This window comes from Streptomyces sp. NPDC001668, assembly GCF_042893155.1.
Classification (GTDB): Bacteria; Actinomycetota; Actinomycetes; order Streptomycetales; family Streptomycetaceae; genus Streptomyces.
The window spans coordinates 45,029-59,004 of record NZ_JBIAUQ010000001.1; the positions used below are offsets into that span (position 1 = coordinate 45,029).

8 protein-coding genes are annotated in these 13,976 nt (G+C 73.7%); 3 read left to right on the forward strand and 5 right to left on the reverse strand.

Features of this window, described 5'->3' with window-relative positions:
• Positions 1-89 precede the first annotated feature (89 nt).
• The 5 genes from ACFYZ8_RS00215 to ACFYZ8_RS00235 all read right to left on the reverse strand — a co-directional run bounded on the left by ACFYZ8_RS00215 (position 90) and on the right by ACFYZ8_RS00235 (position 10,281).
• Complete coding sequence (locus tag ACFYZ8_RS00215; protein WP_388542254.1) at positions 90-2,348, reverse strand: CDP-glycerol glycerophosphotransferase family protein; 2,259 nt, start codon at positions 2,346-2,348, stop codon at positions 90-92.
• 140 nt (positions 2,349-2,488) lie between these two features.
• On the reverse strand, positions 2,489-3,397 hold the full coding sequence (locus tag ACFYZ8_RS00220; RefSeq protein ID WP_359030582.1) for a carbohydrate ABC transporter permease: 909 nt from the start codon (positions 3,395-3,397) through the stop codon (positions 2,489-2,491).
• Positions 3,394-4,737: a carbohydrate ABC transporter permease gene (locus ACFYZ8_RS00225; RefSeq protein WP_388542252.1), complete on the reverse strand. Its 1,344-nt coding sequence runs from the start codon at positions 4,735-4,737 to the stop codon at positions 3,394-3,396. Before ACFYZ8_RS00225 ends, ACFYZ8_RS00220 begins: the two co-directional genes overlap by 4 nt.
• Positions 4,738-4,741: 4 nt before the next feature.
• A complete protein-coding gene (locus ACFYZ8_RS00230; protein ID WP_359030580.1) occupies positions 4,742-6,133 on the reverse strand; it encodes an ABC transporter substrate-binding protein in 1,392 nt (463 codons plus the stop codon).
• 188 nt (positions 6,134-6,321) lie between these two features.
• Positions 6,322-10,281 (reverse strand): FHA domain-containing protein, encoded by a 3,960-nt coding sequence (locus tag ACFYZ8_RS00235; RefSeq protein ID WP_388542312.1) that lies wholly within the window; start codon positions 10,279-10,281, stop codon positions 6,322-6,324.
• A 341-nt stretch (positions 10,282-10,622) separates the two neighbouring features.
• Here ACFYZ8_RS00235 and ACFYZ8_RS00240 point away from each other — a divergent pair, with 341 nt between their 5' ends.
• The 3 genes from ACFYZ8_RS00240 (at position 10,623) to ACFYZ8_RS00250 (ending at position 13,915) form a co-directional block, all read left to right on the forward strand.
• Positions 10,623-12,362: a serine/threonine-protein kinase gene (locus ACFYZ8_RS00240; protein ID WP_388542250.1), complete on the forward strand. Its 1,740-nt coding sequence runs from the start codon at positions 10,623-10,625 to the stop codon at positions 12,360-12,362.
• 105 nt (positions 12,363-12,467) lie between these two features.
• Complete coding sequence (locus tag ACFYZ8_RS00245) at positions 12,468-13,724, forward strand: serine/threonine-protein kinase (protein WP_388542248.1); 1,257 nt, start codon at positions 12,468-12,470, stop codon at positions 13,722-13,724.
• Between the two features lie 41 nt (positions 13,725-13,765).
• A complete protein-coding gene (locus ACFYZ8_RS00250; RefSeq protein ID WP_388542247.1) occupies positions 13,766-13,915 on the forward strand; it encodes a hypothetical protein in 150 nt (49 codons plus the stop codon).
• Positions 13,916-13,976: the final 61 nt, after the last annotated feature.

A 13,976-nucleotide genomic window follows, 5' to 3' on the forward strand; every position in this document is an offset into this window, starting at 1 on the left:
GGAGCCGGCGCCCCGGCCGCCCCGCCGGCCGCCAGGTGGAGGGGCGGGTCGGGGTGGGATGCGACGGGCTGGACGGCATGCGGCGCCTCCTAGCGGGTCTCGGCGACGGGCGTGTCCGTCGCGCCGCGCTCCACGGTGGCCAGCGGCGGCCGGCCGAGCGCGGCCGCCGCGGAGGGCACCGGATGCCGGTCGGCCAGGGGGATCACGGGCGGCGACTGCGTCTCGCCCAGGACGACATGGCGTACGACCCGTTCGGCGGCGCGGCCGTCGTCGTACGGGCAGAAACGCTCGCGGAACGCCGAGCGCAGCTGGGTGGAGCGGGAGCCGCGCCAGTGGCCGGTGGCGAAGATGTCGATGAGTTCGTCCTCGCTGCGCGCCACCGCGCCCGGCGCGCAGGACCGCAGGTCGAAGTAGGTGCCGCGGGCCGCCTCGTACGCCTCACGGTCGTCGGCGTGGATCACGATCGGGCGGTCCAGATTGGCGTAGTCGAACATCAGGGACGAGTAGTCGGTGACCAGGGCGTCCGAGGCGAGGCACAGGGACTCCACGCTCGGGTGGCCGGTGACGTCGATGACCCGCGCGGTGGCGGGGGAGACGAGCGGGCCGCCGTGGCGGTGGTGGGCGCGGGCCAGCACGACGAAGCGGGGGCCCAGGCGGCGCACGAGGCGGTCCAGGTCGAGGGTGGTGCGCTGGGTGCGGCGGTAGTCGCGGTGGGTGGGCGCGTACAGGATGGCGACCGAGCCCTCGGGGATGCCGAGGGACTCGCGCAGCCGCCGTACGTCCTCCGAAGTCGCCCGCTGGAACACGTCGTTGCGGGGCTGGCCGTAGGGGAGCGTGGTGTAGCCGCCCGGGTAGACACGTTCCCAGGTCAGGGTGGTGTGGCGGTTGGGGGACAGGAGGTAGTCCCACTGGTCGACCCCGCGCAGCATCGCCTCGACGTCCAAGTCCCCTGCCGCCGCGGGGCGTTCCAGGAGGTCCAGGCCCATGTGCTTGAGGGGGGTGCCGTGTTGGGTCTGGACGAGGATCTGGCCGGGGCGCTTGACGAGGCGGCGGTCGAAGTCGGTGTTGTCGACCAGGTACTTGGAGCGGGCCAGCGCCGTCCAGTAGGCGGCCGTGCCGGGGCGCAGCCGGCGGGTCGCGGTCGGGACGGTGTGGTGGTGCTCGGGGCGGGCGACCCACGCGGTGCGGATGTGCGGGGCGAAGGTGCGGAACGCCTCCTCCAGCGCGCCCGGGTTGCAGCCGTGGCCGCGGCCCCCGTACGCGGCGAAGACGGCACGGTCCTCGCGCAGGGGGAGCCGGAGTTGGACGCGGTAGTGGAGCCGGAGGGCGGTCGCGCGCAGGGACTTGGCGAGGCGGAGCGCCGGGCGGGCGGCCCGTCGGGCGAACCCCCGGACCAGTTCCGCGAGTCGGTGGGTGCGGTACAGGCCCAGCCGGATCACGGTGTGGCGCAACCGGGAGTGTGCCGGGACGGGGTGACCCGGAGTGCGGTGGGCGCGGTAGTGGTCGCGGGCCCGCTTCAGGAACTCGGCGCGGTCGGCGCGCGGGAGGTGGTCCGGGTCGGTGAACAGCGCCGCGAGGTGGTCCACCATGCGGCGGAACAACACCGGCCGCCACCGGGCGAGTTCGGGGCGCGCGTCGACGTACGCGAAGACCCTGTCGTACTGGTCGAAGACATCGAAGTGGCCGACCGTGCCGGGCATCCCGCTCCGTCGCCGCTGCCGGTGGTGGACGCAGACCCGGTCCAGGGTGGCGATCGACTCGGCGGTCATCAGGACCGGGTAGGTCCACGGCAGGTCGGTGTGGTGGCCGGACGGGAAGGCGAAGCCGCCGCGCTCGGTGAACTCCCTGCGGTACGCCTTGTTCCAGGCCACCGGCGGCACCCGCAGCAGCCCCGGCCGGTCCTCCAGGAGGAAGGGGGCCGGGCCCTGTTCGGTGAGCTGACCCGCGAAGGCGTCGCGGACGGTCTCGCCCGACCAGTGGGCGAGCGCGTGGCCGTACAGCAGGACGTCCGGCTCGCCCGTCTCCTTCAGCCGGTCGGCGATCGCCCGCAGCGCGTGCGGGGTGAGGGTGTCGTCGCCGTCGAGGAACAGCAGGTAGTCGCCCGTCGCCTCGGCCGTCCCGGCGTTGCGGGCGTGGCCGAGCCCCTCGTTCCGCGCCAGGTGGACCGCCCGGACCCGGGGGTCGCGGGCCGCGAACTCGTCGGCGATCTCGCCGCACGCGTCCGGCGAGCGGTCGTCGACCACGATCAGCTCCAGATCGTCGTACGACTGGGACAGCACCGATTCCAGGCATGCGGTCAGACACGCCTGAACCTTGTACGCGGGGACGATGACACTGAACCTGGGCACGGCACATCCATGGGTCGGCGCGGGCGGTCTGCCCGGGAACGCCCCATGGGGGCAAGGGGTTACGGTCCGTACGGCATTCGGGCGAACGCGAAGGGGCGGACCGGAACCGGCCCGCCCCTTCAAGTCGGCTGCTCTGCGGGCTACTTGACCGCGCCCGCCATCACGCCGGACACGAACTGCCGCTGGAACGCGAAGAACACGATCAGCGGAATCACCATCGAGATGAACGCGCCCGGTGCGAGCACGTCGACGTTGTCGGCGAAGGCGCGCATCTGGGTCTGCAGGGCGACCGTGATCGGCTGGCTGTCGGCGTCCGTGAACACCAGGGCGATCAGCATGTCGTTCCACACCCACAGGAACTGGAAGATGCCCAGGCTCGCGATCGCGGGCGCGCCGAGCGGCATCACCACCCTTGCGAACAGGCGCAGTTCGCCCGCGCCGTCGAGCCTGGCCGCCTCCAGGAGCTCGCGGGGGATCTCCGCGAAGAAGTTCCGCAGCAGGAACACCGCGAACGGCAGACCGAAGCCGACATGGAAGAGGATCACGCCGAAGAGGTTGCCGAACAGGCCGATCTTGCCGAAGAGTTCGGCGATCGGGATGAGGGCCACCTGCACCGGCACCACCAGCAGACCGACCACGGCCATGAACCACCAGTCGCGGCCCGGGAACTCCATCCACGCGAACGCGTAGCCCGCGAGCGCGCCGATGACGATCACCAGGACCGTCGCCGGGACCGTGATCAGCACGGTGTTGACGATGGAGCCGGTGATGTCGCTGTTCTGGAGCAGCTTGTCGTAGCTGTCCAGGGTGAGCTGGGACGGCTCGGTGAAGACCTTCCACCAGCCGGTCGCGGCGAGGTCCTCGGGGCTGCGCAGCGAGGAGATCAGCAGCCCGATCGTCGGCACCAGCCAGAACAGGCCGACGGCGACGAGGAAGACGCTGATCAGGCCGCCGCTGACCCGCTCGACGAGCCGTGAGCCGAGTGACTGCTTCACCTTCGCACCCTCGGCGGGTGCCGTCTCGGGGAGCCTTTCGGCCTGGGTCGTCATCGCCGTACCTCCCGCCTGAGCCGACGAATGTTGAACCACATCACCGGGATCACCAGCAGCAGCAGGAACACCGAGATGGCGCTCGCGATGCCCGGCTGGTCCTCGGCGAAGCCCTTGCGGTACAGCTCCAGCGCGAGGACGTTCGCGTCGTCCTGCGAGGAGCCCGGGGGGATGATGAAGACCAGGTCGAAGATCTTCAGGACGTTGATCATCAGGGTCACGGTGACGACCGCGAGGACGGGCGCGAGGAGGGGGACCGTGACCCTGCGGAAGACCTGCCACTCGCTGGCGCCGTCGACCCGGGCCGCTTCCAGGAGTTCGCGGGGGATGCCCGCGAGCCCGGCCGCGATCAGCACCATCGCGAAACCGGCCCACATCCAGATGTACGACCCGATGACCGCCGGCGTCACCAGTGACGGCCCGAGCCAGTCGATCCCGTTGTAGGCCTCCTTGAAGTTGCTCGCCGGAAGCCGGAGTCGGGCTCCGTCGGCCTTCTCGGAGAAGGAGAACGTGCCGTCGTCACCGGCCTTCGCGGTCTCGACGACCTTGCCGTCCTTGACCGCCTCGATCTTCATGCCGGGGTAGCCGAGTTCGGTCGGGTCGACCCCGCCGAGCTTGCCGACGCCCTTGCCGCGCGTGAAGTCCTGCCAGGTCGTCCCGGTGATCCGGCCCGGGTCGGCCTGCGGCGCCACCGCCTTCTTCGCGTCGCCCGGCATCTGGTCCGGGGCGACACCGACCAGCGGCAGGGTGACCGTGCCGCCGGTGTGGACGGCCTCCTTGGTGATGAAGCCGCCCCCTTGTGCCACCAGCGGGGAGTTGCGGCCCGGGTGGGCCTTCGGGAACGCCGAGGACTGCGCGAACGTGTCGTGCACGCCCACCCACACCGCGTTCGCGAACCCCTTGTCCGGGTCCTGGTCGTAGACGAGCCGGAAGATGATGCCCGCCGCCAGCATGGAGATCGCCATCGGCATGAAGACGACCAGCTTGAACGCCGTTCCCCAGCGCACCCGTTCGGTGAGCACCGCGAAGATCAGACCGAGCGCGGTGGCGATCGTCGGCGCGAACACCACCCAGATGATGTTGTTCTTCAGGGCCGTACGGATGCCGTCGTCGGTGAACAGGGCCTTGTAGTTGTCGATACCGGCGAAACCGTCGCCGGACTGGTTGTAGAAGCTGCGGACGATGGAGTACCCGATCGGGTAGACCACGAGCGCGCCCAGCAGCACGAGAGCGGGCAGCAGGAACAGCGCTGCCACGGTCCTGCGCGTGCCGGTCACGCTCTTGCGCGACTTGGGGGAGGCAGGGGCCGGAGGGACCCCTGCCTCGGTGGCCGATGTCATCGCCTCAGTTCCCGTAGGCGGCCGCCGCGTCGGCCTCCAGCTTGGCCTGCGTGCCCGCGATGTTCTTCGGGTTCGTCAGGAAGTCCTGGAGCGCCTTCCACTCGCCCTTGCCGGGGGTGCCGCCGAAGGCCTGCGGGGCCTGGTCGGACATGTCGAAGCGGAAGTCGTCACCCGAGCCGATCAGCGCCTTGGCGATCTTCTGCTGCACCGGGTTCGGATACGAGGAGATGTCCACGCTCTTGTTCGGCGAGAGGTAACCGCCCAGCTTGGCCTGGATGGTCGCCGCGTCCGGGGAGGCGAGGAAGGTCGCAAGGGCCTGCGCCGCCTTGGAGTCCTTCAGGATCACGGCCGCGTCGCCGCCGGAGACCACGGGGGCGGTGTCACCGACCTTCGGGAAGGGGAACACCTTCGCGTCCGTGCCGACCTTCGCCTTGGCGGTCTGGATGTTGACCTGCGCGAAGTCGCCCTCGTAGACCATCGCCGCCTTGGGCTGGTCGCCGCCGGTGAAGGTCTGCGTCACCGAGGCCGGGAAGTCCGTCTGGAGCGCGCCCTTCGCGCCGCCCGCGACGTAGTCCTTCTTGCCCCAGACCTGGGCCAGCGTGGTCAGAGCGTCCTTCACGGACGGGTCCGTCCACTTGATCTCGTGCTTGGCCAGCTGGTCGTACTTCTCCGGGCCCGCCTGGGAGAGGTAGACGTTCTCGAACCAGTCCGTCAGGGTCCAGCCCTCGGCGCCGCCCACGGAGAACGGGGTCACGCCCGAGTCGTAGACCGTCTGCGCGGTGGTGAGCAACTCGTCCCAGGTCTTCGGCTCGGTGGCGCCCGCGTTCTCGAAGACCTTGGCGTTGTACCAGATCAGCGACTTGTTGGCGGCCTTGTAGTAGACGCCGTACTGGGTGCCGCCGACCTTGCCGATGTCCTGCCAGCCCTGCGAGTAGTTCTTGGCGAGCTCCGCCTTGGCCTCCGTGCCGAGCGGCTTGGCCCACTTCTTGTCCACGGCCTGCTTGATCGCGCCGGGCTGCGGGAGCATCGCGATGTCCGGCGGCTGGCCGCCCGCGACCTTCGACCCCAGGAAGTTGACGATCGGGTCCTGGGCGGGCACGAAGGTCACCGTGGCGCCGGTCCGCTTCTCGAACTCGGCGAGGACCTTCTTGAAGTTGGCCTGTTCCGCGCCGCTCCAGACGGCGGCGACCTCCAGGTGCTGGCCGTTCAGCTTGGGGAGGCTGAGACTGCTGCCGGTCTCCTTGCCGCCTGTCGGGCCACTGTCACTGCTCTTGTCGTCGTCTCCGCCGCATGCGGTGAGCGAGAGGGCGAGGGCCGCCGCGAGGGCGGCGGCCGCCGATTTCGCAGCCCTGTTCGCTGACCTGGGCTTCCGCTGTGTGCTGCTCGTGCTGCGCATCACGACCCCGTTCTTCGTTCCTCGTCGAACGTTCGAGGGCTGTCCCGTGCGATCTGGTCTACGCCGGGGGGACGAGGTCGGCAAGTGGGCGTCCGCTGTCAAGCCGAAGATCGTGATGCCGTCGTGACCAGTGCCGCTGCGTTGTGGCGCGCGTGGCCAGGGGGCGGTGCCCCCGGGCCCCTTGACGGCTAGAGAAGTGACGGGACCTCTGCTGCTGCGACTTCCCTGGCTGCCCGTTCCAATGCACTCGCCAGGAGGGCGAGATCCGTCGGGCCGTTGCCCAGTTCGCGGACCGGGCGGCGGGCCGGCGGGTCGCCCATGCGGTCCCATTCCAGCGGCACGACCGTGGGCCGCAGGGTGGCCGTGCGGGGGATGCGGCCGGTGACCCGGCCCGCCTGGAAGGCCGTGACCCGGCCGTCGGACCGGGTCAGCCGGCCGCGGCCGGGCGCCGGTTCGTCCGGGCCGGTGGCCGGGGCGTCCAGGGTGACGCGGAGGGTGGCCCGGCGGGCCGCCTCCCACTCCGCCGTACGGCCGCCCGGACCCGTCGCGGCCACCAGGTGGACGCCCAGGCGCTCGCCCTCGCGGGAGACCGCCTCCAGCGCGCGTATGACCGAGCCCGCGGCCGGCCTGCCCGGAGAGCCGAGGGGCGGGGAGACCAGGGCGTCCAGGTCGTCCACGATCACGACCAGACGGGGGAGCGGGGGTGCCGTCTCCGTCCTGCGGCGGGCTGCCCCGGGGCGCAGGCGGATCGTGGAGCTGGGCGGCGAGTCGAGGTCACCGGCGGCCGGGTCGCCGGGGGCGCCCGCGGTGCCGGTGGTGCCCCGGGGGGCCGCCGTGCGCTGGGCGACCATACGGCCCGACAGCTCCCGGCCGGTGTGCCACTCCGCGAAGTCGGAGCGGCCGAGCAGCTCCGCGCGCCGCTTCAGCTCGGCGCTCAGGGACTGGGCGAACTCCCGCATGCGGACCGGGTCGTTGGCGGTGAGGTGGGTGGTCACATGCGGCACGTCCGTGCACACGTGCAGCCCCTCACCGCCGGCGGGGGCACCCCCGGCGCCCACGCTGTCCCGGCCGTCCATCAGGACGACGCTGAGGCGGTCCGGGCGCTCGGCGGCGGCCAGCGAGGCGACGACGGCCCGCAGCAGCTCCGTACGGCCGCTGCCCGCGGGGCCCTCGATCAGCAGGTGCGGGCCCTCGGCCACGAGGTCGGCGCAGACCGGGCCGCGCGGTCCGGCCCCCAGCACCGCCCAGGCCCGGCCGCCGAGCGACTCCGGGTCGTCGGCCGCGTCCGCCCAGCGGGTCATCAGCGACGGCGGGGTGGCCCGGGCCAGCCCCAGCTCGTCCAGCAGCCGCGCCGACTGGGGCAACGGCGAGGACACGCGCGTGTGTCCGGCACCGGCGGGCCCGTCCGTCCGCAGCGGGGCCAGCGCCCGCGCGAACCGCTCGGCCCAGGCCGCGGAGACGGCGTCCACGGCGGCGACCGTGCCGTGTCCGACCGGGGCCGGGGCGGGCGCCGCGGTGAGGTGCAGGGTGTCGTCGGCGTCGCCGCGCGGGCCCGGACCGGTGCCGTCGGACTTCGCGCGGTGGCTGGAATCGCCGGCGCCGTCGGTCCCGGTGCCCCTCTCCGCGGGAACCCCCGCCCGAGCCACCCGCATCAGCCGCAGGGCCGTCGCCACGTCCCCGCTGAGCAGGCCGACCGCACCGCATTCGCGGAACGTCGGGGCCGCGGCGCACGCAGCCTCGTAGGTGTCGGTCACCGGAGAGGCGGGCGAGGCGGGGGCCGTCTCGGCCAGGCACACGATGTGGATGCCGGCCCTGGGGCCCTCCGCCGCCAGCCGTGCCACCGCCTTGCGCAGATCCGCGGCGCCGGGGTCGCCGTCCACGACGACCACGGTGTACGGCCCCGGGAAACCGCCGCCCGTCTCGTCCTCCGCGTCGTCCCGGGCCCAGGAGGGCCGCCGGGGGCTGGTGCCGGTGCGGGTCTGCGGGGCGCCGGAGCGGGCGGCAGGGATGGTGCTGCGGGCGGGTGCGAGCTCCGTGTCGGCCAGGTGGTCCTCCAGGCGCCGCAGGAGTTCGTCGGTACGGGCCGCGGCCTGTTCGCGGTCGTGGGCGAGGAGGAGGCGGCAGTCCTGGCCGTGTCCCGGGCGGACATGGGGGAGCCAGCCGAGCCAGGACCACTCGGCGGTGCGCTCCTGCGCGGACCGGGAGCGGTCCGTGCTGATCAGGACGATCTCCAGGGTCTCGGGCGCGTGCAGGGCGGCGAGCTGGGCCACCACCGCGCGGGCCAGCCCGGCGAGCCGCGCGCGCGGACCGGCCAGGCCCAGCGCACCGACCTCGCGCAGGTCCGCGGTGACCGGCACGGCGGGCAGCAGGCCCGAGCCGTCCGGGGCCGCACGGTCGGCGGTGCCGAGCCGCACGGTGAGGGCCTCCGGATGCCCGGGGCCGCGCTCCCACAGGCGCGCGCCGGGACCCAGCGCCGTCAGCAGCAGGGCCGCCGGGTCGGGCCAGACCTCGGGCACCTGGGGCGCGCTGGCCGAGGGTGCCGGGGTGACGGGCGCGCTCGTCTCGGCGTACGTCTCGTCCCGCTCGGGTGTCTCCTGCTCGCCCCGCGCGCCGGTCAGCCGCCGGGCCCACGCGGACAGCCCGCCGCGCCGCCGCACGCCCTGCGGTACGTCGGTCCCGCGCAGGGGGGTGCCCTTGCGGCGGCCGGACGCGGTGGTGTCCGGGGCGTCGGACGCGGAGGACGGGGAGGACGGGGAGGGCAGTTCCTGGTCGGCCGGAGGAGGTGAGGGGACAGCGGTCGTGCGGGTCACCTCGAAGGAGCCGAGCCCGGACCGGCCGCCGTGGGTGTCCCCGTCGGGGGCCCCGGCACGTACCTCGCCGGGGGAGAGCCCTCCGGCAGTGCCGCGGGGGCCGGCGTCGGTGTCCCCCTGGCGCTCGACTCGGCGCTCGATACGGGGTGCGCCGCCCTGACCCGGAACGACCACCGACGGCTCGGTGGAGCCGTGGCCCTGCGCCCGCGTGGTCTCGGGGCCGCCGCCCGAGGCGCCCCAGCTCGCGGAGCCGTAGGCGTGGTGGGTCAGGTCGGCGGGCGGCCGGGGCGTGGCCCCGGCGCCGTCCCGGCCACCACGCGCGCGTGCCGAGCCCTCGGCCGCCCCCGCGTCCGCGGCGGACGCGGCCTCCGCGGCACGTGCCGACACCCTCCCGCGCGCGCGGGACGAGCCCTCGGCCTGTGCGGGGAGAGAGCCGGAGGCGCCTCTGCCGTCCTCACGGACCTCTGCCGTCCCGCGCCCCTGGACAGCACCGGGCCGAGACCCGGCCGCACCGGACTCCGGGGCGCTCTCCGAACTCCGGCGCGCGCCGTTCACGCTCGGCCCCCGGTCCGCACCGCCCGGTGCGGTGCCGGCTCTGCGGGCGGCGTCCGCGCCCCCAGGGCCCCGCTCGCCGCCCGTCACGGGCCCGGCCTCGCCGGAGGTCACGCGCACGTGGCCCTCGCCGTCCGGTTCCGTCCCGAGCCGTGGCCCCCCGCTCGGCGAGAGCCGGAGCACCGACTCGCCGATCCTCAGGAGCGCCCCCGGAGGGAACCGGACCGGGCGGGTGCCCACACGGGTGCCGTCCAGCGTCGTGCCGTTCGTGGAGTCGAGGTCGGCCACCGAGACGCGGCCGTCGGAGGCGACCGTGACCGCGCAGTGCAGGCGGGAGACGTCGGGGTCGTCCAGGGGGACGTCGGCGTCGGCGGAGCGGCCGATGTGGATCTGGCCGCCGTGCAGCAGATGGACGCCGCCCGCGTCGGGGCCGGCGACCACGTGGAGCTGGGTGGGGGCGTCGTCGAGCTCGGGATGGGGCTCGGGGGCCGCCGGGGCGCCCACGGACAGCACGGCGCCGTCGATCAGCGGCGGCTCGCCCAGGGTGGCGCGCTGGGTGTCGAGCCGCTCCCCGTCCGCGTACAGCACGACCGGGCCCGAACCGCGCTCGGCCTCGCCCGCGCGGGAGGTGCTCCCGTCCGCCGGGACCGCCGAGGCGAGCGCCGTCGCCACCGCGGCCAGCGCGGTGCCCACCGGAGCCGTGACCAGCACGTCGCAGCTCGCGGCGCGGCCCCGGCCCCGGTCGGGCGGGCCCAGCGGGTCTACGACGGTCAGCCGGATCTGCATCGCCGTCAGCGGTCCCTTCTGCGCGGACGAGTTCGCGGACAAGCACGCGCCCAAGTTCGTCGGCCTTGACGGTAGGCATCCTCGCACCTGCCACTGACAACGCGCCCGTCGCCCGAGGGCAAGTGATCTTGATTGGTCAGCTCTGCCCCCAAAAGTGCCTGACCAGTGCAGCGCGCGCGATCACTTGAGATCGGTCACGTCAACGTCCGGCAACCGGGAGACCCGGGCGGAGCGTCTTTCCTTCGAACGTGCTTGGCAACGCTTACGCAGTGCCAGGAGGAGCGGCACTACAGTGGGTCGGAAGTGGGTCGGAACGACAGCAAGCAGCAGGGAGTGCAGACGTGCGGCCGGTAGGCAGCAAGTACTTCCTCGAGGAGCCGCTCGGACGCGGTGCCACGGGGACCGTGTGGCGGGCCCGTCAGCGGGAGACCGCGGGCGCCGAGGCCGCCGTACCCGGACAGCCGGGCGAGACCGTCGCGATCAAGGTCCTCAAGGAGGAGCTCGCGAGCGACCCGGACATCGTGATGCGCTTCCTGCGCGAGCGCTCCGTCCTGCTGCGGCTGACCCATCCGAACATCGTGCGGGTGCGTGACCTGGTCGTCGAGGGCGATCTGCTCGCCCTGGTCATGGACCTCGTCGAGGGCCCCGACCTGCACCGCTACCTGCGCGAGAACGGCCCCTTCAGCCCGGTCGGCGCCGCGCTGATCACCGCCCAGATCGCCGACGCGCTCGCCGCCAGCCACGCCGACGGCGTGGTCCACCGCGACCTCAAGCCGGCCAACGTGCTGCTGCGGCAGTACGGCGGCCAGATGCACCCCCTGCTCACCGACTTCGGCATCGCACGCCTCGCGGACTCGCCGGGCCTGACCCGGACGCAGGAATTCGTCGGCACGCCCGCGTACGTCGCGCCCGAGTCCGCCGAGGGCCGCCCGCAGACCTCCGCCGTGGACATCTACGGCGCCGGCATCCTGCTGTACGAGCTGGTCACGGGCCGTCCGCCGTTCGCCGGGGGCTCCGCCCTCGAAGTCCTGCACCAGCACCTGAGCGCCGAGCCGCGCCGCCCCTCCACGGTCCCCGACCCGCTGTGGACGGTCATAGAGCGCTGTCTGAGCAAGAACCCGGACGGGCGCCCCAGCGCCGAGAACCTCGCGCGCGGGCTGCGTGTGGTCGCCGAGGGCATCGGCGTGCACGCGAACTCCGCGCAGATCGCCGCGGCGGACAACGTCGGCGCGCTGCTGCTGCCCGACCCGGACCCGGCGGCCGTCCCGGACACGCCCGGCGCCGCCGACCCGACCCAGGTCCTGCCGCACGGCGCCGGCGCCGCGGGCGGCTACGACCCGAACGCGGCGACCAGCTTCCTGCCGCACACCGGCCCTGGCAACCCCGTCGGCGCCGCCGACCCCACCGCCGTACTCCCGCACCGCGGCGCGGCCGACCCGACGGCCGTCATGCCGCCGGTGCCGCCGGGACAGCCGGGACAGGGGCAGTACGGGCAGCAGGGGCACCAGGGACAGCAGGGGCAGCAGTCCGGCGGGCCCGAGGACCCGCACCCCTGGCAGAACCAGCTGCGCGCGGCCCGGGACCGCAACGAACAGACGCAGGTCCAGTACCTCGACCCCAACGAGGACCCGCTGCGCCGCCGCCCTCAGCGGCAGGTCGCCAGGCCGCAGCAACAGCAGCCGCAACAGCAGCCCCCGCAACGGCAGCAGCGGCCCCCGCAGCGGCCGCCGCAGGGCGGTCGCGGCCGTCAGCAGCAGCCCCAGCCCCAGCAGTACGCCCCGCAGCAGCAACAGCCGCAGCGGTACGCGCCCCCGCCGCAGCCCGAGCGCCCCGCGCGCGAGCCCCGGCAGCCGCGGCAGCGCAGCGCCAACCCGATGAAGATCCCGGGTCTGGGCTGCCTCAAGGGCTGTCTGTTCACGATCGTCATCCTGTTCGTCGCGAGCTGGCTGATCTGGGAGCTGAGCCCGCTCCAGGACTGGATCGGCACCGGCAAGAGCTACTGGCAGCAGGTCGGGGACATCATCGACACCGTGAGCGGATGGATCGGGGATCTGAGCGGAAAGTCCTCAGGTCAGCAGTAACCCTGGGGATTTGTCGACATCCAGCGGGTGATTTCCGTCTCCGCGGTGAAGGTTGGCTCTTCCGGCGCGTAGCTTTAGCGACAACACGCGTCTGTAGGAGCAGTCTTGGCACGGAAGATCGGCAGCCGGTACACCGCCAACCAGATCCTGGGGCGGGGCAGCGCCGGCACGGTGTGGCTGGGCGAGGGACCCGAGGGGCCCGTCGCCGTCAAGCTGCTGCGCGAGGATCTCGCGTCCGACCAGGAACTCGTCGGCCGCTTCGTCCAGGAGCGCACGGCCCTGCTCGGCCTGGAGCACCCCCACGTGGTCTCCGTACGCGACCTCGTGGTCGACGGCAACGACCTCGCGCTCGTCATGGACCTGGTCCGGGGCACGGATCTGCGCACCCGGCTCGACCGGGAGAAGCGGCTCGCCCCCGAGGCGGCGGTCGCGATCGTGGCGGACGTCGCCGACGGGCTGGCCGCGGCGCACGCGGCCGGGGTCGTGCACCGGGACGTGAAGCCGGAGAACATCCTGCTGGACATGCAGGGACCGCTCGGCCCCGGTGGCTCGCACCCGGCCCTGCTGACCGACTTCGGTGTGGCCAAGCTCATCGACTCACCGCGGCGGACCCGGGCCACGAAGATCATCGGGACGCCGGACTACCTGGCGCCGGAGATCGTCGAGGGACTGCCGCCGCGGGCCGCCGTGGACATCTACGCCCTCGCGACCGTCCTGTACGAGCTGCTGGCCGGGTTCACGCCGTTCGGTGGCGGGCATCCCGGCGCGGTGCTGCGCCGCCACGTGACGGAGACGGTGGTGCCGCTGCCGGGTATCCCCGACGAGCTGTGGCAGCTGATCGTGCAGTGTCTGGCCAAGGCGCCGGCCTCGCGGCTGCGGGCGTCCGAGCTGGGGGCGCGGCTGCGGGAGCTGCTGCCGCTGCTGGCCGGGATGCCGCCGCTGGACGTGGACGAACCGGACGCGGAGTCGGAGGAGGAGCAGGCCGCCGAGGACGTGGCCGCGGACTCCTCCGGGGAGCCGGTGCCGTCCGGGCGCCCTGTGCGGCGGGGTGCGGTGCCTCTGGTGCCGGGGGCGAAACCCGCGGACTCCAACCGGGACACGCACACCTCGATGAGGGTGCCGGGCCCCGACGAACTGGCCGGAGGCGCGCGGGGGACGGCCCGGGTGCCGAGGCCCGCGGGTGCGCCCCGGCCGGGTTCGGCTCGCCATCGCGCGACCACGCGGCGGCGGAGACTGGTCGTGGGGATCGCGGGGCTGGTGCTGGTCGTCGCGGCGGGTGCCGGGATCTGGGCGGCCACGTCGGGCGACGACGCGGGGGCGGCACCGCAGGACACGAAGAACTCGGCGCCGGCTTCTCCCTGAGGGGGCGGAGGCCGGGGTCTGCGCGGCGGCGGAGGCTGGTCGTGCTGGTCGCCGCGGCGGATGTGGGGATATGGGAGGCGGCGTGGGGCGAGGACGTCGGGGTGGTCCCGGGTGCCGAAGCCCGCGGCTGCGCCCCGGCCGGGGCCCGCGCGGCACCGGGCGGCCACGCGGTGTGGGGATCGCAGGCCTGATGCCGGGTGCCGGGATCTGGGCGGCCACGTCGGGCGACGACGCGGGGGCGGCACCGCAGGA

Coding starts and splice junctions, on each gene's coding strand:
- ACFYZ8_RS00220 (WP_359030582.1), bottom strand. CDS start 3,397: ATGACGACCCAGGCCGAAAGGCTCCCCGAGACGGCACCCGCCGAGGGT.
- ACFYZ8_RS00235 (WP_388542312.1), bottom strand. CDS start 10,281: ATGCAGATCCGGCTGACCGTCGTAGACCCGCTGGGCCCGCCCGACCGG.
- ACFYZ8_RS00230 (WP_359030580.1), bottom strand. CDS start 6,133: ATGCGCAGCACGAGCAGCACACAGCGGAAGCCCAGGTCAGCGAACAGG.
- ACFYZ8_RS00225 (WP_388542252.1), bottom strand. CDS start 4,737: ATGACATCGGCCACCGAGGCAGGGGTCCCTCCGGCCCCTGCCTCCCCC.